Here is a 21,581-nt window from a genome sequence, read left to right on the forward strand (position 1 = left end):
CGAAACGTATGTTTCTGTTTTTTCTTGAAAATAAAATATTTCTTTCGATTCACCTCACCACCTTCACTTACGTTTAGAGGTGGGAGTCCTCTCGAAAGGCATGATAGAATACCAATTTCATTACTTTTTCAATAAAAAAAGCATACCATTTACGGTATGCTTTTTTATGAAATCGGATAACGTACTGTAATACAAAACTCGCCTTGATTAACAGTTGTTCCTGTTGTAGTAATTCGAACAGTCGTAAAATATCGTACAGTGAAAGTACCACTACTTTGTGGTTGTACAGTAATTGTGTCAACTACTGTAGCACCTACTAAAAAATCAACTGTAATTGGAGCCGCACCTACATCATATTTTACGTAACCTGAACCATATACTTCTTGTGTGATATTATTTGTATATACAATTTGAGTACCAGCACCTGTAATAGACCAGTCTGTACATACTTGATCTTGTACAAGCGTTTTATTAGAACAACAAGACAAACTGGAACTTCTCATTCCCATTTTGATCCTCTCCTATTCTGCTATGAAAGTGGATAACGTGTTGTAATGCAAAATTCTCCCTGATACGTTCCAGCAGGTGTTGCAGGTAACACAACTTGTATAATGTCAAAACGCCGATACGTAAACCCAATACTCGTTCCTGGGTTTAATGTTTGTGTATCTATTACAGTACCAGCAGAATCAAGTGCCTCTACAGTAATTGGTCCTGGTCCAACATCATATTTAACAAAACCAGTCCCCACTACGTTTTGGTTAATATTATTTGTATAGAGAACATTATCAATTGCTGTTGCAACTACAGTAGCAGACCACGGACTACACACTTTATCTTGCACATAATTTTTATCTGGACAACAAGTTAATGCTGACCCTGAGCACTCACAAGACATAGTTGTTTCCCCTCTCTCTTTTATATTCCCTATATGTGTATGTCCTTTAGAGTCTTTTGCCTGTACTATTCATCTATTTTCAAAAAATATGCAAATTCCAGTACCAATAACTAGATAGATTCCGTTTTGTTTCTTTTTTTCATATATTTATAGACGAAGATACTAGCAACGATAAGAATAACGCCTCCTAATATCGGTAGCATATATTGCCCCACAACATCCGCAGCCTTTGCCCAATGCGGACCTAATTTCATTCCAAAATATACATATAAAGTTGTTAACGGGAACATTGCTACAAATGTATAAATACTAAATTTCCATATGTTCATTTTTGCCATACCACATGGAACAGAGATAAGCGTTCGAACTCCCGGCACAAAGCGTCCAACAAATGCTACAACTGGTCCATATTTCTCAAAGAAATCATCTGCTTTTTGAATTTGCTCTTCTTTAATAAAGAAGTATTTCCCGTACTTTATTAATAGAGGACGACCACCGTAATAACCGAGTGCGTATAACGTTAATGGTCCTGTCGTTCCGCCAAGTGTTCCAGCTAATACAGCTAGCCAAAAGTTCATATCACCCTCGTATACCCAATACCCAACCATGGGCAAAACAACTTCTGCTGGAATAAATTCAAACGTTAATGCTAATACAACTCCAAAATAAGAAAACTGCTTTAAAAACTCGATTATATCTAAAATAATTTGCTCCATATTTTTAACTCCTATCCTACGTTTACGTTATGTTTTTCCTGTAATTGAACTGGCGCCATTTTTACAATTCGATTTAAAATAAATAACACAATTCCAATATCATCTAAAATACCGATAAACGGCAGGAAATCTGGAATGAAATCAAGCGGCATCGCTACATACCCAACTAAAAAAGCAATAGATAAGATTTTCTTCTTTATTGAAACCTCTTTTGAAGTAAAAAAGTCAAATAGGAATGGAACGAAACGGCGAACATGAAATACAACTCTTAATCTACTAATAAGTTTTTTCATCTTTATTTCTCCTCTCTTTGTATACAAAAAGGACCCTACCAAATATGGTAAGGGTCCTAAAAAAGACAAGAAGGGGCCTTTACCATTGCTGGTAAAGGTCTCACTAACAACGAAACGTTGCCAATAAAGCCGAGGGTTTCTCCCTGTAATGACGACTTTACTGTAATAAGTTACTCCCCTTTATATACACAATTTTATACAATCACATTAAAATATTTGCCTAAGCTTGTCAATATTTTTTTCATTCACCATTCCGACTATTACATTGTAAAAATCTCTATTCCACGTTCTCTATTGAAGTGAATTGGAGTGTATAACCATCTGGATCAAGAAATATTATTTTAACTTCTTCCCCACATCGTTCTTCTACAAATGATATTTGATAAAACGCTAATTTTTTCTTTAGCCGCTCGATATTTGTAGTTTTGAACAATAGTTCCTTCACTGATGATGTAACAGTTTCTCGATACTCTCCCAATCCCCTATTTACAATAAAACAAATTCTCGTTAAATCGATATCATACCACACACCTGTTACACGTATTTGTGGCCTCTCCTTACTCGGTTTAAATCCTAGAATTCCTTCATAAAAATATAATGTTTCCTTTAAGTTTTTAGATTCTAATACAATACATGTTGTAACGCTTTCCATCCGCACTCCCCCTGCCCCTTTTAGTTTTCTATATGAGTCATAATTTGCAATTATGTACGAATACAATACGTAGTAATGAATATTTCATTTATAAAGGAGGCGTGTAACATGGATAAATTTATGAAATCTTACATACCTTTTCATGGCCCAAACGACCCTTGCCCTCCAATTGGAAAGAAATATTACTCGACTCCCCCACACCTATTTATGGGCTTTCAACCACCTAACTTACCACAATTCCCACCAAAAGAAGCTTTAAGAAAAGGAACTCTATGGCCTGCTTTTTATGATTTTTATGAAAATCCTTACAAAAAAGGACGGTGAATAAAAAAGTGACACAAACATTGCCTGATGAATATTACCAATGGATTGAAGAACTACAAGAACTAGACTTTGTATTAGTCGAACTTACCCTCTATTTAGATACGCATCCCAATGATACTGCGGCAATAAATCAATTCAACGATTTCTCCTATAAACGAAGAGTATTACAACAAAAAATTGAAGAAAAATACGGGCCGCTTCAGCAGTTTGGAAATAGTTATTCTAACGCTCCATGGGAATGGAGCAAAGGACCGTGGCCATGGCAAATATAAAGGAGAGACGATATGTGGATTTATGAAAAAAAGTTACAATATCCAGTTAAAGTGAGTACTTGTAATCCAGCACTCGCCAAATTATTAGTTGAACAATATGGCGGTGCGGACGGCGAACTAGCTGCTGCTCTTCGCTACTTAAATCAACGTTATACCATTCCTGACAAAGTGGTTGGCTTACTAACCGACATTGGTACCGAAGAATTCGCGCATCTAGAAATGATTGCGACAATGATTTATAAATTAACAAAAGATGCAACACCAGAGCAAATGAAAGCTGCTGGATTAGACGCACAGTACGCTAATCATGATAGTGCTTTATTTTATCATAATGCTGGTGGCGTTCCTTTTACTGCTACTTATATTCAAGCAAAAGGAGACCCTATCGCAGATTTATATGAAGATATTGCTGCTGAAGAGAAAGCAAGAGCAACTTATCAATGGCTCATTGATTTATCTGACGATCCTGACATAAATGACAGCCTACGCTTCTTACGTGAACGAGAAATTGTCCATTCACAACGTTTCCGAGAAGCGGTTGAAATTTTAAAAGAAGAACGCGATAAAAAAATATTTTTTTAAAACACGTATCCTAGTGATATGTGTTTTTTTTACGTTCAAAGTTAAATCCTTCCTATTAAAGATATAAATAGTATATTTATTCGATTTAATGCATTATTTTTTAATATTTTCAAAATTCCCTATTGCTTTCTAGTCATCAGACCTTTAAAATAATAACAGTTACTCGACAAATTATTTGAATTTTCGACAAAAACACTCATTAGGAGGCTTTTCTTTATATGCGTACAACTTTAAAACCAGCGCAAATACTTTCGATTAGTTTATTACTATTCGCAGTTTTCTTCGGTGCTGGTAATATGATTTTCCCGCCCCTTCTCGGTCTTTCTTCCGGAGAAAATATGTGGATTTCCATTACAGGATTTATTATTACAGACGTCGGTTTATCTTTACTTGCTATCGTCGCTGTTGCCCTTGCCGGTGGTAGTTTTAACACTTTAGCAAGCCGTGTTCATCCAAAATTCGCAGCAATATTCGCTATCATTATTTATCTTTCAATCGGCCCACTATTTGTTATTCCACGAACTGGATCTGTATCTTACGAAATTGGGATTGCACCACTTTTCCCTGACCAATGGTACTCTATGTTAATCTTTAGTGCGATTTTCTTTACAGTCGTCTACTTCTTATCATTAAATCCATCAAAATTAGTAGATCATATCGGAAAAATATTAACGCCAATTTTACTTGGAATTATTGCAATTATGGCAACAAAAGCGATTCTTTCACCAGGAACATTTGCAGAACCTGTTGGTGACTATAAAGAAATTCCATTCTTCAAAGGTTTTCTTGAAGGATTTTTAACGTTAGATGCAATTGGAGCACTTGTATTATCAACGATTGTTGTCAATGCAATTCGCCAAAACGGGATACAAGAGAAGAAATCGATTGCGAAATATACAATTATTTGCGGAAGCATTGCAGCTCTATTCTTAACAATTGTTTATTTCTTACTCGGTTATATCGGCGCTTCAAACGGCAACTTAGGACAATTTGAAAACGGTGGTCAACTATTAGCTACTGTTATGTACCAATTCTTTGGGACGAGCGGTAATGTTTTATTAAGTATCGCCATTATCTTCGCTTGTTTAACGACAGCAATCGGCGTTGTAAGTGCATTCGCCAACTATTTCGCAACAGTATTAACAAATGTTTCATATAAGAAGCTCGTACTATACGTTTGTATTTTTAGCTTCGTGATTTCAAACTTAGGTTTAAGTTTATTAATCAAAATTACATTACCTGTATTAATTATTTTATATCCAATTACGATTATTTTAATTTTCGTATCATTTATAGATAAATATACGAAACGTAAACCCTCTGTCTACATCGGAGCAATGATCGCAGCATTCATTATTAGCTGTATTCACGCACTTGATAATGTGGAAATGATACCAAGTTTTGTTGCTAATATCGTACACACCATTCCTTTTTATAACTTAGGAATCGGGTGGATTATTCCAGCAATCATCGGTGGTATAATCGGATACTTTATTCCGCAAACAGAAGCTGAAGGTGAAGTTTCTACAAAATAAAGAAAAGAAGCGAGCATGAAATACATGCTTGCTTCTTTTTATTTTCACATCGTATGTTTAAAAGTAAATAACTCTTCTTTTGACTGCACAGCAGATTGTTCCTCTTCTATAGCATCCTTCTTTAGCTCTCCCCCTAACCTTACTTTCATCATCGCCTCTTCTATACTTTTTACAATCATATTTCCTGAAAAAATAGTAAGTCCAAAAAATGTAATCGGAACGAGAGGGATCCACGGATTCACTGTTAATGACCTAAAGTATACTCCAATTAAACCTGACCATTCATGCGTGTAAGATTCTATTTCTTCTATCGGTCCTAAAAACTGAACTGTTCCACCAAAGAATATTTCCAGTAATCCTAAGTGCAGTAAAATAGTAAGAGATTGCGTAAACTGCTGAAAAAATACAAGTATAAACGTCATATAAAGATGCGGGAAAATATGCTTTATAACAATGTGCCTTCTCGATCCACCTAATATGCACGCAGCTTCAATAAATTCTTCGGTTCTCAATTTACGTACTTCCTTCGCAACATACAGTGCAATAACTGGCATCACAAGCATGACAAGTAATAAAACTTGAAACGAAGCTCTTTCAAAAAAGGTTGTTGTTTCCTCTCCACTCCCAAATGCATTTGCAAGGTGAAGAAAAAAATACGCAATCATAACTGTTGGAATAACTGTAAAACTATCAAAAAAAGCCTCGATTTTTGAAAACCCTCTTTTTACATATGTTCCAAGCACAACACCCAAAAACACACCTATCACCATTCTAAGTGCCGCAATTAAAATAGATATACCAATCGTCCACTTTGCGCCTTCAATGACTAAATGTAACAGGTCGTACCCTTTCCGGTCTGTCCCAAGTAAAAATTGTAATGAAGGTGAAAACGGTGGCACTTCTGGATTTCCAGCCACATCATATTGCAACGTAACTTTTTTAATCTGTCCATCATTCCATATCGTATTTCCGATGCTCAAAAGAACTAATATGAGAAGAAACCCAATGCTTATCCAAAATCTTTTATCACGTTTTATATACGTCCACATATTATAGTCTCTCCTTCATCGCAGCTGGAATGAGATAATGAAACAATTTAAACAAAATAAAAATCGGAATATAAATAAGTAGCACACTAACGATGAAAACCTCTACCTTAATACTGTCATACGATTTCAAAAACATAAAAATACCACCCGTATTAAAAATCCATTCTATAATATATAAATTAGATAACATAAAAAAGATATTCGTTTTCGCAAAGAAAAGTGTACTAAGCAACACATTTCGTAAAACATGGCGATTTAAAATATGAAAGCGATCGAGCCCTTTCGCCTTAGCAAATAGTACATAATCTTTTTCTAATTCATTTTCAAAACGAAGTACTAACATTTTTACAAACAGAATCGTAGTCGGTATACTCAAACAAAATATTGGCAATCCTCTAATCGACTCGCCTCCAATTGACGCAATTTGAAAAGGTAAAAAACCTGTTTGTTTAAAAAACCATACAACTAATATTTGTGATACTAAAATAAGAAGGATATCTGGAATGGATTCTAGGAAGATAAGAAATGATTTAATTCGATGTTGTATACGCGGTGAACTACTCATAATTACATAAACAATACAAAATGCTACAAATAATGAAATGAAAAAAGCAGCTAAAAATATAATAATTGTTTCTTTATAATGGACAAACAACTGTGGAAATAAAAATTTATCTCCCACATATTTAAAATTGGAGATGTCCATTAAATTCACAAACACTTCTTGTAAACTCTTTATGTACTGTGATGCATGCAGCTCAAATCCATAAAATAGTTTCGGCAATGTCCCTAAACAAATAATACCCAAAATCGAAATAATAAATTGAATCGTCACTTCCATCCCATTCAGAAAAACTTTTTTGACCACGTTTTCCCTTCTCTCTTTATATAATTTACTCTCTAATTTTATTCTAAATTTTCTGAATTATAAATATTCACACAAAAAAATCACTAGGTTATGATCCTAGTGATTCTTTATGCGTATGCCCTTCTCTTTTCGCAAACGGCATATACAAAATAAAACATCCAATAAGCGCTGCGAGTTCTAATGAAATAATATAGTAAGGATGTGGTCCTAACATATCAAGTAATGAAGCTGTTTCTGGCTTATGGGCTAAAAACATATAATTACCACCTGTTTTGTAATTTACAAACGAAACAAGCGGAATCAATATGTTTAAAAATATCATTGTGCGTTTAATAGATTGTACTGTCGGACGATAACCTTCCACCCAAGTCATAAAGAGCGGTGCCCAAATGAGCAATATATGCGCGATAAAATATTCAATGAACCGAAAATGCGGAAAAGCATATTGCACGTTCGGCGTTAAAATAGCTTGTGATGCACCAATAATCCCTGTAAAAAATACAATCTCATATATGCGGTAACTTTTCGTTACAATCATAATCGATGCTAACAATAAACTAATCGTACATAACTCAAATGGTAATGAAGTTGCTAACTCAAAAATACCCGCTTTCCATTCCCACATATGAAGTCCAATTTCACTTCCGATAAATAGAAATGCAATCGCATATCGAACCGTTATATTCCACTCACTTTGACGTAATACATCTTGGTATTGATACAGAAAGAATATCCCCACCAACATAATAAATAATATAAGGACGTGTTGCCTTGAGTATGGAATAAACGGTTTTAATGGATGCGCACTAAAATAAGCTTCCATCTTGCCTCCTCCTCTCTTTCATACAATATTATTGTAAGAAAGAAACGGCGAGTCAATTCATTTGCTTACACTTGGACAAGCTCTACCTTACATTTATATATACGTACCTTACAAAACTGTAAGGTTATTGTAAGCTAAAACGATTTGTCAGATTCTTCACCTCTTTTATACTGAATGTAGATACTAAAACGAACGAAAAGGTGATAAATAGATGAAGAAGAAAAATAAAGTGTTAATTACTAGTGTAGTAGCAATCGGTATTGCAGCTGGATCATATTTTGCATTTGCTGGCGGTAGTTCAGAAGTAGCAATGGCATATAGCGGATATAAAGTAACAGAAAAACAAATTGAAAACGCGCAAAAATTTGGCGGTGAAGTCATTCCAAACGGAATCGAAACAATTTCATTCGATCCAACAAAAGGTACGTATGAATTAGCTGTAAAAAAAGGTGATGAAGTGAAAAAAGGACAGCTTCTGTTTAAATACAATGACCCAACTGCAAAACAGGGTGTAACAGAAGCAGAAATGCAAAAGAAAATCGCACAAAAAGAAGTAACATTGTTCCAAAAACAAATTGATGCTGCGAAACAAAAATTACAAAAAGAGAAAAATGCAGGCCTTCCTGCTGAAGCATTAAAAGCATCAGAAATCGAAGTTGGGCAATTAGAATCACAACTTGAAATGAAAAAGTTTGAAGTTGAAAAATCTGATGAACTAATTAAAGCTGCAAAAGAGAAAGTAAACACACTTTCTGTAACGAGCCCTACTGATGGCGTAATTGATGATATTGTAAAAACTGCTGATGAAAAAACAGGTATGAGCGGCATTACACTTCGTCACGCTGGTCCATTTAAAGTAAAAGGTCAACTTTCTGAATATGAGCTTGCTAGTATGAAAGTTGGGCAAGAAGTAACTGTTTCCTCAAAAACAGTCGCTGGTAAGACTTGGACAGGAAAAGTAACAGAAATTGGTTCTACACCATTAAAGAGCATGGATGAAAACAAAACAGTTTCTAACTATCAATTCACTGTTACATTAGACAATAGTGAAGAATTACAAAACGGCTTCCACGTCTATGTAACAAGTAAATCTGGCGAAGCAACTGGTACAATTGTTCCGAAAAGCAGCATCGTGAAAAAAGGTGACAAAAATGTTGTCTTCGTTGTAAAAGACGGTAAAGCGAAAGAACAAGCAGTTACTGTTGAATTCGAGACTGATAGCGAAGCAAAAGTTTCTGGAGTGAAAAAAGGAGAACAAATTATCTCTAAACCTGAAAAAGACTTAAAAGATGGTATGGAGGTTGTCGTTGAATGATTAACTTAAAAGGCATCACGAAATCCTTCCAAAATGGTGCAGAATCCGTTCAAATATTACACGGAATTGACGTAACACTGAACCAAGGAGAATTCACCTCCATTATGGGACCATCTGGTTCTGGTAAATCAACTTTAATGAATATTATCGGTTGTTTAGATAAACCAACGACAGGTACGTACGAACTAGCTGGGCAAAATATTTCAAACATGTCTGAAACAGAACTGGCACGCGTTCGTAATAAGGAAATCGGATTCGTATTCCAAAACTTCATGTTATTACCGAGACTTACAGCACTTCAAAATGTAGAGCTACCTCTTATTTACGCTGGAGTTGATAAAAAAGAAAGACGTGAGCGCTCATTAGCCGCTTTAACAAAAGTAGGTTTAGCTGATCGCGCTACTCACTTACCGAACGAATTATCAGGTGGACAAAAACAGCGTGTTGCAGTCGCACGTGCAATCGTAAATAATCCAAAGTTCATTTTAGCCGATGAACCAACGGGAGCACTCGATACGAAAACGAGTACACAAATTATGGACCTCTTTTACGAATTAAACAAACAAGGTTCAACAATCATCATGATTACCCACGATCGTGAAATTGGGGAAGCTGCAGCACGTCAAATTGTAATTCGTGACGGAAATATCGTCCAAGATTGGAGAGGTTAATTTTGAACACGAGTGAAAATATACGCATGGCCCTTTCCTCTATCTTTGCCCATAAAATGCGTTCTATCTTAACGATGCTAGGAATTATTATCGGTATTAGTGCCATTATTACTATCATTTCAATGGGTGATGGTACAAATGCAAAGTTTAAAGAAGAATTAGGCCAAGGAAAAGATAATGAAATAACCATTTACTACAACAATCCTGACTATGGAACAGATAGTGCCAAAATCACACCTGATATGCTAAACCGCCTTCAAACCGTACCAGGCGTTAAAGATGTGTATCCAGATGTAAGTATGAAAGTAAAAGCATCTGCTGGTTCAAAAGATGTAAATCTTGATTTAAAAGGTGGAACAGGCGACTTCATGAAAGATGGGAAAATAAAATTAGTTCACGGTCGCGAATTAAACGATAGCGAATTAAACCAAGCAATTCCTGCTGTTATATTAAATGAAGAAGCTTTCAATAAATTATTTAGTGGTTGGGAATCAAATCAATACACAGATATAAAAGGAAAGCCGTATAAAATAGTCGGTGTATACGAAACGAAAAACGACTTCGGAATGCCTATGCCTGAAGGTTATACGTCACTTGAAAACGCGCCTGTCATTTCAGGAGTAAATGAGTATGACTCTGTAAGATTAACAATGACCTCTCCGACAGAACGTAAAAGTGTAGAAAAACAAACCGTTTCTGTTTTAAACGAAATGAAAGCTCCTAAATTTGAGCATAAATTCGAAGCACAAGATTTAGGTGAATTTACGAAGCAATTAGACGAATCAATCCGTATGATGAAAATGGTATTCGGTGGTATTGCTGCTATCTCCTTACTTGTTGGTGGTATCGGTGTAATGAATATCATGCTTGTATCTGTAACAGAACGTACACGTGAGATTGGTATTCGTAAAGCGCTTGGTGCAACGCGCGGTAAAGTATTAACACAATTCTTAATTGAATCTTGTATTTTAACAGGACTCGGTGGTTTCATCGGATTCATGCTCGGTATCTTCTTCGCTTGGATCGTTTCCATCTTTGCCGGATGGCCACTCGTTGTCTCAAAAGAACTTGGACTTCTTGCAGTAGGTATCTCTATGTTAATCGGTATTATATTCGGTTTACTACCAGCTAACAAAGCTGCAAAACTGGATCCAATTGAATGTTTACGATATGAATAAACAAAAACGTAGGAATTTACACTCCTACGTTTTTTTATTTATCCCGCTTTAATGGGCAGTAAGACCCCCACCTCAAAATTCAGCGAAAGCAAAGAAGTTAGATGGGGGGATCAACTGCCCATAAAAGCCCGATTGGTGTGGGCTAATAATCAGTGGGGGATGAAGAAGCCCCCCACTGATTAAAGTTTCACTTTATCTATTAAATCGTGTTTCTTCTATTATATATGTTTCACGTTATACATCCCTTAACTATTTCAAAGTACTAAAGCTATTATAGAATCCTATTATTGCAAAAATAACATGCGAAAGACTAAAATCAAGGCGTAATTTTTTCCATACCTCGACTTATTTTGTAACAATTATAGCGATATTTCATTGATTTTCACCTCATTTATATTTCTCCACGACGAAAATAGTTATTTTTACATAACTTTTTTTCTGTTTCAACAGCAAAACACGCCACTTTTGTAACACTTAAGAAAACACTATGTAACACTATAGAAACATTATTAACCTATTAGAAATTGAAATAATCCTCTTTTTATGTATTGCATGCTCTAACCTCCCCTATAAACTATAAGAAAGCGCTTTTAGGATATTACTGGAATTATTACAGAATATTAATGACCCATTACGAAAGCTTTGTAATTCTATGTTTTTCGCAAATAAGAAAATAATGGTTGCTATAATGAGGTCAACGAAAACAAATGCAATGGAGGCTATTATGAAAAAATTTATGGGTATAGCAACAGCAGCGGTTTTTGGTCTTGGGATTTTCACAACATCTGCTAAAGCAGAAACAATCGTAACGACTGATGTACTAAATGTACGAGAAAACCCAACTACTGAATCAAAAGTTGTAGGAAAATTATTAGATGGATATAAAGTTAACGTTTTACATACAGAAAACGGATGGTCAAAAGTAAAATTAAATAGTGGTAAAGAGGCTTTCATTAGCGCTGACTACACAAAAGACACTTACTACGTAACAGCTAACGTATTAAACGTACGTGCTGGTGCAAACACAGACTCAGAGATTCTTGGTAAATTGAAACAAGATGACGTAATTGAAACAACACACCAAGTACAAAATGACTGGATCCAATTTGAATATAACGGAAAAACGGCTTATGTTCATGTTCCTTACTTAACAGGTAAAGCGCCAGTTAAAGTTCAGCCAGTAGTTAAAGCTGAAAAAACAACTACAGTTCAAGATACAGCTAAAGTTCGTGAAGCAGTTAAAGCAGGCGAAGTAGCTGAAACTCAAGCAAAAGCTAAGGCTCAGGAAGCAACTAAAGCTCGTGAAGCGGCTGAAGCTCAAGCAGCGGCTAAAGCTCGTGAAGCAGCTAAGGCTAAAGAGGCAGCTAAAGCTCAGGCAGAAGCTAAAGCTCAAGAAGAAGCTGAAGCTCAAGCAGCAGTTAAAGCTCAGGAAGCAACTAAAGCTCGTGAAGCAGCTAAAGCTCAAGCAGCAGCTGAAGCTCAAGCAGCGGCTAAAGCTCAAGAGGCAGCTAAAGCTCGTGAAGCAGCTAAAGCTCAGGCAGAAGCTGAAGCTCAAGCAGCGGCTAAAGCTCAAGAAGCAGCTAAAGCTCGTGAAGCGGCTAAAACTCAAAAACCAGCTACACAACAACCTGTTGCAAAAGAAACTGAAACAAGTGCACCATCATCTTCTCGTGAGTTACGTGTTGTAGCAACAGCTTACACAGCAGATCCACTTGAAAATGGTTATAAAGCAGGCGACCAAGTAAAATCAGCTATGGGTCATAACTTAACAGCTAATCCAAACATGAAACTTATTGCAGTTGATCCAAGTGTCATTCCATTAGGTTCAAAAGTATGGGTTGAAGGTTACGGAGTAGCAATCGCTGGTGATACTGGTGGAGCTATTAAAGGAAATAAAATCGACGTTTTAATGCCTGATAAAGGTACATCAAGTAACTGGGGACGTAAAACAGTTACAGTGAAAATTTTAAACTAATTACTATGTAAAAAAGAGTCAGTCTCATTGTTGAGGTTGACTCTTTTTTATATGATTCTTACATTCTTTCTTTCTCTTGAAAGTAAGCAATATCATCTCGAATCCACTTCCTCTCTAACATAAAATGAAACTTTAATCAGTGGAGGTTTTGTTCATCCCCCACTGATTATTAGTTGAACCAATCGGGCTTTTACAGGCAGTTGATCTCCCACCTAACTTCTTTGCTCCAGCCGAATTTTGAGGTGGGAATTTTACTGCCCGTTAATGCGGGATAAAAAAGTTCCCACGTTTTTTGTACACTTTATCAAACGTCTGTAAAACTTCTTCCTGATTAACAAACTTATGTAAGAAACGCAGAGCAATGATGATCTCTGATTCATCACCCATCTTAATAAATCATCGATACACGCTTCCATCTCCTTCTCTCCTTCGCTTATTTATAATTTCTAAATCTCGTTTTGAAAAAGTGTAGTAGGTTCCTAGCACCCACTCACCTTCAGAAATTTGCATAAAGGCTTGTCGCTGTTCCGGCGTAAGCAATTCTCTACCTCTCGCCATTTTCATACAGTATCATCTCATTTCTATAATTATTCAGTTAATTAGTTCAATTATATATTAATAGAGTGTACTCTATTGATATGATTTTGGGCTCCTTGATATTATTAGCTTAATAGACTCTCAATAAAACTTATCAAAATTATAGATTAAAAGAGGAATAAAAATGATTTATGGATATACTCGAGTAAGTACACAAGATCAAAATCTAGATAGCCAGATTGATGAACTTACAAAATACGGAGTAGATGAACTTCTTTCCAAAGTAGCTCCTAATGATCCATTAGTTGTACCACGAATGGATCGTCTTGGTCGAAACACTATTCAGTTACTGCAGTTAGTTGAACAACTTAGAGAAAGAGATATACACTTTGTTATTTTAAACTTAGGAATAGATACCAGAACACCAACTGGTAAATTCTTTTTAACGGTAATGGCAGCTTTTAGTGAACTAGATCGAGAAATGATTAAAAAGAAGCAACGTTCAGGAATTAAATTGGCCAAGCAAAAGGGGAAATATCGAGGAAGAGTTAAAAAATATACAGATAAGCATCAAGGTATGAATCATGCCATTGAATTACGTAAAACTACCAATAAAACTGTAAAGGAGATATGTGCAATTACAGGAATCAGTCAGGCGGCATTTTATCGTAGGCTAAAGGAAATTGAAAAAGATAATGGATAACAATTTTAATATATTTAATTATTTTGCAACCAATTTACTTCCTCATTCGACTTTATTGTGTAACGGAGAGGAGAACCAAAATGGATATAGCGAAATTAGTGAAAAAAGCAAAAAAGGGTGATGATGAAGCATTTGAACAACTAATTGATGCTGTTCGACAAAAGCTGTATCGAACAGCCTATGCATATGTTAGAAATGAACAAGATACTCTTGATGTCTATCAAGAAACAATTTATACAGCCTATATTTCAATAAAGACATTAAAAAAGCCTGAACATTTTTCGAGTTGGATTACAAAAATTCTAGTTTTTAAATCGATTGATTTTATTCGGAAAGAGTCTCGCCATTTTACTACAGATAATGAGGAAATCTTTACTGAATTAATCGCTTCTGAAAATGTTGATTTTATCATGCATTCGATGGATTTATCAGAAGCATTTAAATTCTTAAATCCTACTGTTAAGACCATTATTTTGTTGAGGTATTATCACGATTTGTCCATTAAGGAAATTGCCACCATCATGAATTACCCGGAAGGAACCGTGAAATCACACTTAAATAGGGCGAAAAAAGAGTTAAGACCCATTTTAAAGGAGGGCTATCTTTATGAATAAAGACAAATTCAATCGATCCATCGACAACATAAATGTACCTGTTGAAAAGCTAATGGCTAGGGAGAAGGCGGCTATCTTTCAAGCCAAGAAAAAAAGAAAATCCGGAAGAACCACAAAACGGTCAATCTTGGTTGCATGTGGGTTATGTCTATCTTTGCTTGGTTCTGGATTTGTTTCAACAGGCATGGCGGAAGCCTTATCAAATGTTCCCCTAATTGGTCCAATTTATAAAGATTTTAGAGACATTGCCTCAGATAAAATTGAACACAATCAACTTACGACAGTAATTGATAAACAAGATAGTAAAAACGGCGTAACAATGACTGTAAAAGAAGCAGCTTATGATGGAAACCGGTTAATCGTAACAGTTGTTTACACAGGTCAAAAAGAACTTTCGATGGAAGAAGAAAAGGCCGGCTTTAGCTATATAACAATTAATGGACAAGAAGTTAAACCAGCGAGTGGTTCAGGAGGGCAAGATGACGTAAACTCGAAAACAATAATTGAACATCATCAAATTACCTTTTCTAAATATAATGAATATGGCGATAACATTGAGATTGAGGTCCATGGAGAAGATTTATTTGGCTATGAAGGTAAGTTGAAGGTGGCTTTCCCACTTGAAAAAATAAAAGGTGATGTATTTGAGTTTTATCCAGAAGTTACAACTCAAACGGTTGATGAAGTGTATACACTAACAGCCGACAAAGTAACATTCTCACCTTTATCAACAAGAATAGACCTAACGATTGATTATCCTGCCGAAATGGATAAAAACGATAGTTGGCCATGGTTTCATTTCTCTGTAGTCGATGATAATGGTCATGTATATGAAGAACTACAGGAAGGCATGGCTTTTGGGAACTATAGTCATCATATGGTACTGACTTTGCCTCCAATGGATACCATACCAAAATCATTTACACTCAAGCCAAGTCGAACAAATAGTGAAGGATTTAGTGAAGAAATAAAGGAATTAGAATTAGTCGTTCCTTTAAATAAAAGTAAATAATGACCTCGTTTGCTTCGTTTACTCATATCGCAGAAGTACCTTAAGCTAACGAACACGCGATAGTTGAATAACGAGCTTTATTAAAAGCCGTCATGAAAGCCGGATTCCATAGCTAACAGAAAAAAGAGGATGCCCCCAGCATCCTCTTACTGCCCTTCCCTATTCCACACAAGTAAACTGCGTCCAAGCTCCTACATAATCTAGTAAGAATAACTCCTCTTCTGCAATTGTACCGACAATATTTTTTCGTTCATCTATCGGCATTTCTTTCAAAATGATTTGCAGTTCACCTTTATACTTTCCGAATGAGTTGTTACCAATTACAACTTGCCCTCTTTCCTGTAGTACACTTTCGCGCACTGGGAAGTCATAGTCTTTGTACTTTTTACGTACTTCTGTAGAACGTACCATATATTCTGTTATGTCGCCGCGTCTTACGTGTAATTCTTGCAGCGAGGCTCTCTTCTCTACTTCAGTCGCTTCGTCTACAAATTGTACTTTCAGCTGTAACATGTAACGATTTAAGTTTCCTAGTTTCTCTAACTCTTCTTCACTCGCATAAGCATTTCCGATAATCACATCATCAATAAGCCCTGTTGCCCATAAATGTTTCGCTTGTACTTCAATCGGTAAGTTACGATGTTGTTCTAACGTACATAATCCGTCATTAATATCCCATGGCCCGATGTTAGCTGCATGTGACGTAATAAATGCTGCCGTGCGAATACCATGCTTTTTAAAGCGTTCACTACAGCGAATGAAATAATCATACGGAAGACCCGTGAATTTTTGCGGATAGAAGTTATGACAACCAATTAAAGCTGGTTTATTCGCCTGATGCGAAAGGATATTTTCTAAGTATGCAATATCGTTACTTACGTTCAGTTCAATTTTTAAGCCGTACGGATTATTCGTCATTTTCGCTTCTGTTAAACCGTCAAAACCTAAATCTAAACGGATACCATCTGCACCTAACTCCGCAAAGAATGATAGATCGCTATAGCTAATACGAAGTTGATCAAATACTGCCGGAGCTACATCTAAAATAACTTCCATATTATTATCTTTTGCATGATTAATAATTTCTTTAAATTCAGCTACAATTTCTTCTTTCGGACGATTCACAGATAATAGACATGTAAATATTCTTGAAAAACCGTGGCGTGCCGCTGCCGAAATGTATGCCATATCTTGTTCTTTCGTTGAATGTTCTGGATAAAGTGAAATCCCTAATTTACGCTCCATGCTTTTGCATCTCCTTCACACGTTGTATTAATGCCATGCTCGTAAATCTATATTTTGCAGATAAACATGTTGCACATAAAATTGTTGGTACAATAATTACGTACGGTGATTGTAATCCTAACATTACATACGCACCCATTGAACAACCGATAAATAAAATTGATACGAGTAGTAAAACTAATAAAGATTTACTTTGTACCCATTTTGAATAATGCGCAATACACTGCCCCGCTACGAATGTAATTAAGATGATAATTGCTCCGAGCATTTTTCTTTCTCCTCTCCTGCTACTTGTTGTTTCTCATACATTTTGAAGAACGGATAGTAAATAACAAATGAGATAACAAAGTTAACAAGTACAAGTACACCAGCCATAATTGTCCAGTCCGTACTAATAACCGCTGCAATTGGTGCTAACATCGTAAATGGCAGTTTCGCCATCATCAATGGAATCATACCTGAAACAACTGCGAAATATGATACTGTCGTTGTCACTAACGGTGTAATAACGAATGGAATAATTAAGATTGGGTTCATTACAATTGGTGCCCCGAAAATAATCGGTTCATTAATATTGAATAAGCCTGGTACAAATGATAATCTACCTAACTCTTTTAGGAACTTAGATTTAGAGAACATAAACATAATAACTAAAGCTAACGTTGAGCCTGATCCACCGATCCATACGAACCATTGAATAAATTGCTCTGTAAATAAGTTTGGTAATTGATGTGCATTTCCTGTAGCTGTGAATACTTCCATATTTTCAAGAATTGCTGAATCCCACATCGGACGAATGATTGGTCCTAAAATCGCAGGGCCATGTATACCGAATGACCAGAAGAACACGATTAAGAATACTGTTAATAAACCGCCGAATAAATTATTTCCTACTAATACTGATTTTAGTGGTGCGATTAAATATGTGATTGTTGTATTTACATCAAATTTTAAACCGTAACGAATACCCCAGAATAAAAGAATAACGACTAAAGTTGGAATTAATGCTGCAAACGAATTCGAAACCGCTGGTGGTACACTATCTGGTAATTTAATCGAGATATTATGCTTAATCATAAAGTGATAAATTTCTACTGCAATTAACGCTGTAACAATTGCGCCGAATAAAGATGTTGCACTTAATGTTCCTACTGAAATGTATCTACCTGCATCAATAACACCTGGTACAGCTTTCGTAATTTGAATTGGTTCAACTGATGCTAGTAAAAAGGCGAGTACAGATAACAACCCTGCACTTAACTGATTGAGCTGATAAAAGTTCGCGAGTGAAGCTCCTACCCCAAATGCTGCGTATAACGCCATTAGTCCTACTGTAAATCGGAATGGAATATCTAAAATATGGCGAAACGGTGCAATCCACTCCATATATGCATCAATTGGTAAGTTTAAAAAGATAACGAAAAATGATCCGACAATCGTTAACGGTAATGTAGAAATAACCCCGTTTCGAATTGCTAATAAATGTCGTTGTCCTGCAATCTTTTGTGTTGTTGGCATAATCTTTTGTTCCATAAAGCTCATAAAACCATTCATCAATACCCCTCCTCTTTCTTTTTTTAATGAAGGAACGAAATAAAGTTATAACATTATAATGTTTATATTTAAAAAAATATAATTATGCTAAAACTAATTGTTCTGCTTGTTTCAGTACTTTCAAACCGTCACACATGCCATAATCTCGTTGCTCTATAATTGCAACCGGTATATCGTATGACTTCGCAAGAAACTGTACCGCTGGAAACAAATACTTCACCTGTGGACCGATTAAAACTACATCAGCATTTTTTATTTCCAGTTTCACAAGTTCTGAATCAACTGCTTTAATTTTATAATCCTTCCCTTGTTTCGTTGCCTCTTCTTGCATTTTTCTTACAACCATACTCGTTGACATGCCTGCTGCACAACATAATAAAATGTACATCTTATACTGTCACTTTCTCTTCTACTCGTTTATGAAGAGTGATAAATTCTTCAGCAAGTTCTTTCACTGTAATTGCATTCATTAAATGATCTTGTGCATGCACTAACAGTAAACTGATTTCTGCATGATTTCCTCTTGCCTCTTCTTGAATCAAGTCTGTTTGAATGCGATGAGCTGCTGAAATTTCTTCACTAGCAAGTGTCATCTTTTCACTCGCATTCTCAAAATCTCCTTGTCTTGCAAAAGCAATTGCTTCCAGTGACGCGCTTCTCGCGTTGCCACCATGTAAAATTAACGCAAATGGAGTTTGCATATCAGTCATTTTAAATTCCCCCAAGCTATCTTTTTTCTATATTGTTATATTATTATGAAAACGCATACAATTAAACATAAAAAACTTCCGTTGTATAACGGAAGTTTTTACATACTTTTTTATATAGACAGTAACACCTCTTGGAAATCTTCAATACCTTCAGCATTCGTTAATTTCTCTATCGCACTTTGACTAGACATAATATCATATAAAAAATCATAAAGCTTTTGTAAATCTTCATTATTATTGCGCTTTACACTAAATAAAATAATAACTTGTACCTTCTTATCGCCCCAGTCAACCGCTTTATCAAGTGTACAAAACATCAAAAATGTTTTCTCACTTAATAACTGCATCGGATGCGGAATCGCAACTAAATTCCCAACCGCTGTAGGCGATGTATTCTCTCTTTCCATAACAGAATCATAAAAGTTTTCTGGTACATAGTTTTTCTCAGCAGCTTTCTCACATAAAAATTGGATAACCTCTTCCTTCGTAGAGGCGCTATGATTTAAATAAATCAAATCCTCCTTCATATATTGCTGCACACTAGTATTCACATGCGTAAACAACTGCTGACCGATTGACTTAATCTCTTTATCATCAAATATTGAGTTTACTTTTATAACAGGCACAGGCAAACCACTTGGTATATGAATCGTACTAATAATACAATCTATCTTTTCTTTATAAAGATCTTCTACTTTCAATTGATAATAGCCTGTGATCCCTACAATCTCTAATTTATCTCGGAACTGTGATAAAATTTTATATTTCAATAGCTGGGCGCTTCCTTGACCAGTCGCACAAACTAATAAACATCTTTTCTTTTGATTCTGTTCCTGCAAACGACTCATCGCTCCGCCGAAGTGAATCGCAATATAACCAATTTCACTTTCCGGAATCGATTTTCCCGTATATTCACCAATTATATCTCCAACGAGAACCGCAATTTCAAAAGCATACGGATAATTCTTTTTCACTTCTGCCAAAAGAGGATTTCTCGTATTTAACTTATACTTCAAACGGTTTAATAACGTTTTTAAATGAACACCAAATCCAAATAATAATTCTTCATCATAATAAAAAATAAGATTCCGTTCTTCCGCTACTTTAAAAAGAATATGTTGCATGAATGCATATAGATCTTTTCCTAATAGTTCTTCTACATTTTCATAACGATCTTTCGCTGTAACAGCAGTACTTAATAAATGCATCGTCACATATAAAACTTCTTCTTCGGGAAATGAAAGATGCAACGCTTTCTCTAAATCCCCTACAATCTCTTTCGCAATTGTATATTCTTTCTTTATGATAAGTTCAGCTTGCTCCTTATTTAGCCCTTTCATATAATGTTGATCTTCACAACGCTTTAACGCGATCGCAATATGAATAACTAAATTATCAATCTCTATATCTGATAAATATATCGTTCCTCCCTCGATATACTTTAATATAATCGAACGGATAAGCGGTATATGAGGTAACGATACATATGTATCACTCTGCTCAAATTGCTCATGAAACGGCGTATGGTCATAACGCGGTAAACCATATTGTGATAAACAAGAACGAATATGAAACTCCTCTCCCACAATACGTATACCATAATACGGTCTCTTTTCAATTTGTAATTGATAACGACCACATATATCTGTCACATCTTTCATAATTAAATTTACAGTCGATTTACTTACATAAATCTCCTCTGCTAACTGTGAAAGCTTCACATATCCCTCTGTCGTTAAAATACGCTGCAGAATGAACGCTATCCTTTCTTCATAAGAAGTTGGGATTTTTTCCGTCTGTTTTTGAAATAGATTCACGCAAAACTCTTCAAACTTCTTCGCTTGTATAATTTCTAATTCGTATCCAGTCCCTCTTTGCGATTCAATTTTCGCTCCGTTTTCTTCCAATATATCATTTAATAATTTTATATCTTTTTGAATCGTCTTCGTTGATACATGTAAACGGCTCGCTAAAAAAGCTCGATTTAACATCGATTTCTCTTCTAAAAACTCCTCTAAAATAGAAACTAATCGCTGATGCATTTTTGTCATAGCT

General features: G+C 35.5%; 25 protein-coding genes and 2 pseudogenes. 11 read left to right on the plus strand and 16 right to left on the minus strand.

The features are described from left to right. Nucleotides 1-164: 164 nt before the first annotated feature. From VF726_RS27860 to VF726_RS27880, 5 genes are all read right to left on the minus strand, one after another. Nucleotides 165-509, minus strand: coding sequence for a DUF3992 domain-containing protein (locus VF726_RS27860; protein ID WP_000525812.1), 345 nt, complete (start codon nucleotides 507-509; stop codon nucleotides 165-167). A gap of 20 nt (nucleotides 510-529) precedes the next feature. Further along, a complete protein-coding gene (locus VF726_RS27865; protein WP_001277541.1) occupies nucleotides 530-898 on the minus strand; it encodes a DUF3992 domain-containing protein in 369 nt (122 codons plus the stop codon). Between the two features lie 110 nt (nucleotides 899-1,008). Further along, nucleotides 1,009-1,614: a DedA family protein gene (locus tag VF726_RS27870; RefSeq protein WP_149177869.1), complete on the minus strand. Its 606-nt coding sequence runs from the start codon at nucleotides 1,612-1,614 to the stop codon at nucleotides 1,009-1,011. 11 nt (nucleotides 1,615-1,625) lie between these two features. Beyond that, entirely contained in the window at nucleotides 1,626-1,907 is a 282-nt protein-coding gene (locus VF726_RS27875) for a YkvA family protein (RefSeq protein WP_071711316.1), read from the minus strand. Between the two features lie 277 nt (nucleotides 1,908-2,184). After that, nucleotides 2,185-2,559, minus strand: a complete 375-nt coding sequence (locus tag VF726_RS27880; RefSeq protein WP_440173445.1) for a VOC family protein — start codon at nucleotides 2,557-2,559, stop codon at nucleotides 2,185-2,187. Nucleotides 2,560-2,667: 108 nt separating this feature from the next. On the opposite strand from VF726_RS27880, the gene VF726_RS27885 reads away from it, so the two are divergent. From VF726_RS27885 to brnQ2, 4 genes are all read left to right on the plus strand, one after another. Beyond that, nucleotides 2,668-2,883 (plus strand): spore coat associated protein CotJA, encoded by a 216-nt coding sequence (locus tag VF726_RS27885; RefSeq protein ID WP_440173446.1) that lies wholly within the window; start codon nucleotides 2,668-2,670, stop codon nucleotides 2,881-2,883. Nucleotides 2,884-2,891: 8 nt separating this feature from the next. Continuing rightward, the gene (locus VF726_RS27890) at nucleotides 2,892-3,155 is read left to right on the plus strand and encodes a spore coat protein CotJB (protein WP_141545308.1); all 264 of its coding nucleotides are present in this window, start codon (nucleotides 2,892-2,894) and stop codon (nucleotides 3,153-3,155) included. Nucleotides 3,156-3,167: 12 nt separating this feature from the next. Further along, complete coding sequence (gene cotJC, locus VF726_RS27895; protein ID WP_000265283.1) at nucleotides 3,168-3,737, plus strand: spore coat protein CotJC; 570 nt, start codon at nucleotides 3,168-3,170, stop codon at nucleotides 3,735-3,737. 218 nt (nucleotides 3,738-3,955) lie between these two features. Then, on the plus strand, nucleotides 3,956-5,272 hold the full coding sequence (gene brnQ2 / locus VF726_RS27900) for a branched-chain amino acid transport system II carrier protein BrnQ2 (protein WP_440173447.1): 1,317 nt from the start codon (nucleotides 3,956-3,958) through the stop codon (nucleotides 5,270-5,272). A 44-nt stretch (nucleotides 5,273-5,316) separates the two neighbouring features. Here the strand turns inward: brnQ2 and VF726_RS27905 are convergent, their stop codons facing one another. From VF726_RS27905 to VF726_RS27915, 3 genes are all read right to left on the minus strand, one after another. Next, complete coding sequence (locus VF726_RS27905; RefSeq protein WP_440173449.1) at nucleotides 5,317-6,321, minus strand: ABC transporter permease; 1,005 nt, start codon at nucleotides 6,319-6,321, stop codon at nucleotides 5,317-5,319. Nucleotide 6,322: 1 nt separating this feature from the next. Beyond that, nucleotides 6,323-7,189: an ABC transporter permease subunit gene (locus tag VF726_RS27910; protein ID WP_440173450.1), complete on the minus strand. Its 867-nt coding sequence runs from the start codon at nucleotides 7,187-7,189 to the stop codon at nucleotides 6,323-6,325. An 88-nt stretch (nucleotides 7,190-7,277) separates the two neighbouring features. After that, a complete protein-coding gene (locus VF726_RS27915; RefSeq protein WP_440173451.1) occupies nucleotides 7,278-8,012 on the minus strand; it encodes a YwaF family protein in 735 nt (244 codons plus the stop codon). A 211-nt stretch (nucleotides 8,013-8,223) separates the two neighbouring features. Between VF726_RS27915 and VF726_RS27920 the strand changes: the two genes are divergently transcribed. The 4 genes from VF726_RS27920 to entC all read left to right on the plus strand — a co-directional run bounded on the left by VF726_RS27920 (nucleotide 8,224) and on the right by entC (nucleotide 13,151). After that, nucleotides 8,224-9,327 (plus strand): efflux RND transporter periplasmic adaptor subunit, encoded by a 1,104-nt coding sequence (locus VF726_RS27920; protein ID WP_440173452.1) that lies wholly within the window; start codon nucleotides 8,224-8,226, stop codon nucleotides 9,325-9,327. Continuing rightward, entirely contained in the window at nucleotides 9,324-9,998 is a 675-nt protein-coding gene (locus tag VF726_RS27925) for an ABC transporter ATP-binding protein (protein WP_000609103.1), read from the plus strand. Before VF726_RS27920 ends, VF726_RS27925 begins: the two co-directional genes overlap by 4 nt. A gap of 26 nt (nucleotides 9,999-10,024) precedes the next feature. Then, entirely contained in the window at nucleotides 10,025-11,176 is a 1,152-nt protein-coding gene (locus VF726_RS27930) for an ABC transporter permease (protein WP_440173522.1), read from the plus strand. 601 nt (nucleotides 11,177-11,777) lie between these two features. Continuing rightward, a complete protein-coding gene (gene entC, locus VF726_RS27935; protein WP_440173523.1) occupies nucleotides 11,778-13,151 on the plus strand; it encodes a cell wall-binding protein EntC in 1,374 nt (457 codons plus the stop codon). A gap of 261 nt (nucleotides 13,152-13,412) precedes the next feature. On the opposite strand, the pseudogene VF726_RS27940 reads toward entC, so the two are convergent. Both VF726_RS27940 and VF726_RS27945 read right to left on the minus strand, forming a co-directional pair. Then, nucleotides 13,413-13,532 (minus strand): annotated as a pseudogene (locus VF726_RS27940) (HEAT repeat domain-containing protein); the annotation flags it as partial. Between the two features lie 39 nt (nucleotides 13,533-13,571). Continuing rightward, nucleotides 13,572-13,715, minus strand: a pseudogene (locus tag VF726_RS27945) (DUF4158 domain-containing protein); the annotation flags it as partial. 157 nt (nucleotides 13,716-13,872) lie between these two features. Here VF726_RS27945 and VF726_RS27950 point away from each other — a divergent pair. The 3 genes from VF726_RS27950 (at nucleotide 13,873) to VF726_RS27960 (ending at nucleotide 16,017) form a co-directional block, all read left to right on the plus strand. Continuing rightward, complete coding sequence (locus VF726_RS27950) at nucleotides 13,873-14,391, plus strand: recombinase family protein (protein ID WP_440173453.1); 519 nt, start codon at nucleotides 13,873-13,875, stop codon at nucleotides 14,389-14,391. Between the two features lie 80 nt (nucleotides 14,392-14,471). Beyond that, nucleotides 14,472-15,005: a sigma-70 family RNA polymerase sigma factor gene (locus tag VF726_RS27955; RefSeq protein WP_440173455.1), complete on the plus strand. Its 534-nt coding sequence runs from the start codon at nucleotides 14,472-14,474 to the stop codon at nucleotides 15,003-15,005. Then, nucleotides 14,998-16,017, plus strand: coding sequence for a DUF4179 domain-containing protein (locus tag VF726_RS27960; protein ID WP_440173456.1), 1,020 nt, complete (start codon nucleotides 14,998-15,000; stop codon nucleotides 16,015-16,017). The genes VF726_RS27955 and VF726_RS27960 overlap by 8 nt, the downstream gene beginning before the upstream one ends. Nucleotides 16,018-16,176: 159 nt before the next feature. On the opposite strand, the gene VF726_RS27965 is transcribed toward VF726_RS27960, so the two are convergent. The 6 genes from VF726_RS27965 to VF726_RS27990 all read right to left on the minus strand — a co-directional run bounded on the left by VF726_RS27965 (nucleotide 16,177) and on the right by VF726_RS27990 (nucleotide 21,577). Next, nucleotides 16,177-17,262, minus strand: coding sequence for a DUF871 domain-containing protein (locus VF726_RS27965; protein ID WP_440173457.1), 1,086 nt, complete (start codon nucleotides 17,260-17,262; stop codon nucleotides 16,177-16,179). Beyond that, a complete protein-coding gene (locus tag VF726_RS27970; protein ID WP_000900031.1) occupies nucleotides 17,252-17,530 on the minus strand; it encodes a hypothetical protein in 279 nt (92 codons plus the stop codon). Before VF726_RS27970 ends, VF726_RS27965 begins: the two co-directional genes overlap by 11 nt. Beyond that, a complete protein-coding gene (locus VF726_RS27975) occupies nucleotides 17,506-18,816 on the minus strand; it encodes a PTS sugar transporter subunit IIC (protein ID WP_001013061.1) in 1,311 nt (436 codons plus the stop codon). Before VF726_RS27975 ends, VF726_RS27970 begins: the two co-directional genes overlap by 25 nt. An 82-nt stretch (nucleotides 18,817-18,898) precedes the next feature. Continuing rightward, entirely contained in the window at nucleotides 18,899-19,204 is a 306-nt protein-coding gene (locus tag VF726_RS27980) for a PTS sugar transporter subunit IIB (protein WP_071711575.1), read from the minus strand. 1 nt (nucleotide 19,205) lies between these two features. Continuing rightward, nucleotides 19,206-19,526 (minus strand): PTS lactose/cellobiose transporter subunit IIA, encoded by a 321-nt coding sequence (locus VF726_RS27985; RefSeq protein ID WP_000131338.1) that lies wholly within the window; start codon nucleotides 19,524-19,526, stop codon nucleotides 19,206-19,208. A 110-nt stretch (nucleotides 19,527-19,636) separates the two neighbouring features. After that, nucleotides 19,637-21,577 carry a BglG family transcription antiterminator gene (locus tag VF726_RS27990; RefSeq protein WP_440173459.1) on the minus strand — a complete coding sequence of 647 codons (1,941 nt, stop codon included), beginning with the start codon at nucleotides 21,575-21,577 and terminating at the stop codon, nucleotides 19,637-19,639. Nucleotides 21,578-21,581: the final 4 nt, after the last annotated feature.

Origin of the sequence: Bacillus sp. Brlt_9 (assembly GCF_051948935.1) — a bacterium.
In the GTDB taxonomy this organism is placed as follows: domain Bacteria; phylum Bacillota; class Bacilli; order Bacillales; family Bacillaceae_G; genus Bacillus_A.

What these genes read in the sequence shown, in the direction of transcription:
- VF726_RS27965 (WP_440173457.1), bottom strand. Translation starts at nt 17,262, where the DNA reads ATGGAGCGTAAATTAGGGATTTCACTTTATCCAGAACATTCAACGAAA.
- VF726_RS27930 (WP_440173522.1), top strand. Translation starts at nt 10,025, where the DNA reads ATGGCCCTTTCCTCTATCTTTGCCCATAAAATGCGTTCTATCTTAACG.
- VF726_RS27925 (WP_000609103.1), top strand. Translation starts at nt 9,324, where the DNA reads ATGATTAACTTAAAAGGCATCACGAAATCCTTCCAAAATGGTGCAGAA.
- VF726_RS27875 (WP_071711316.1), bottom strand. Translation starts at nt 1,907, where the DNA reads ATGAAAAAACTTATTAGTAGATTAAGAGTTGTATTTCATGTTCGCCGT.
- VF726_RS27955 (WP_440173455.1), top strand. Translation starts at nt 14,472, where the DNA reads ATGGATATAGCGAAATTAGTGAAAAAAGCAAAAAAGGGTGATGATGAA.
- VF726_RS27905 (WP_440173449.1), bottom strand. Translation starts at nt 6,321, where the DNA reads ATGTGGACGTATATAAAACGTGATAAAAGATTTTGGATAAGCATTGGG.
- brnQ2 (WP_440173447.1), top strand. Translation starts at nt 3,956, where the DNA reads ATGCGTACAACTTTAAAACCAGCGCAAATACTTTCGATTAGTTTATTA.
- VF726_RS27880 (WP_440173445.1), bottom strand. Translation starts at nt 2,559, where the DNA reads ATGGAAAGCGTTACAACATGTATTGTATTAGAATCTAAAAACTTAAAG.
- VF726_RS27920 (WP_440173452.1), top strand. Translation starts at nt 8,224, where the DNA reads ATGAAGAAGAAAAATAAAGTGTTAATTACTAGTGTAGTAGCAATCGGT.
- VF726_RS27985 (WP_000131338.1), bottom strand. Translation starts at nt 19,526, where the DNA reads ATGACTGATATGCAAACTCCATTTGCGTTAATTTTACATGGTGGCAAC.
- VF726_RS27870 (WP_149177869.1), bottom strand. Translation starts at nt 1,614, where the DNA reads ATGGAGCAAATTATTTTAGATATAATCGAGTTTTTAAAGCAGTTTTCT.
- VF726_RS27885 (WP_440173446.1), top strand. Translation starts at nt 2,668, where the DNA reads ATGGATAAATTTATGAAATCTTACATACCTTTTCATGGCCCAAACGAC.
- VF726_RS27860 (WP_000525812.1), bottom strand. Translation starts at nt 509, where the DNA reads ATGGGAATGAGAAGTTCCAGTTTGTCTTGTTGTTCTAATAAAACGCTT.
- VF726_RS27990 (WP_440173459.1), bottom strand. Translation starts at nt 21,577, where the DNA reads ATGACAAAAATGCATCAGCGATTAGTTTCTATTTTAGAGGAGTTTTTA.
- cotJC (WP_000265283.1), top strand. Translation starts at nt 3,168, where the DNA reads ATGTGGATTTATGAAAAAAAGTTACAATATCCAGTTAAAGTGAGTACT.
- VF726_RS27960 (WP_440173456.1), top strand. Translation starts at nt 14,998, where the DNA reads ATGAATAAAGACAAATTCAATCGATCCATCGACAACATAAATGTACCT.
- VF726_RS27915 (WP_440173451.1), bottom strand. Translation starts at nt 8,012, where the DNA reads ATGGAAGCTTATTTTAGTGCGCATCCATTAAAACCGTTTATTCCATAC.
- VF726_RS27980 (WP_071711575.1), bottom strand. Translation starts at nt 19,204, where the DNA reads ATGTACATTTTATTATGTTGTGCAGCAGGCATGTCAACGAGTATGGTT.
- VF726_RS27975 (WP_001013061.1), bottom strand. Translation starts at nt 18,816, where the DNA reads ATGAATGGTTTTATGAGCTTTATGGAACAAAAGATTATGCCAACAACA.
- VF726_RS27970 (WP_000900031.1), bottom strand. Translation starts at nt 17,530, where the DNA reads ATGCTCGGAGCAATTATCATCTTAATTACATTCGTAGCGGGGCAGTGT.
- VF726_RS27865 (WP_001277541.1), bottom strand. Translation starts at nt 898, where the DNA reads ATGTCTTGTGAGTGCTCAGGGTCAGCATTAACTTGTTGTCCAGATAAA.
- VF726_RS27950 (WP_440173453.1), top strand. Translation starts at nt 13,873, where the DNA reads ATGATTTATGGATATACTCGAGTAAGTACACAAGATCAAAATCTAGAT.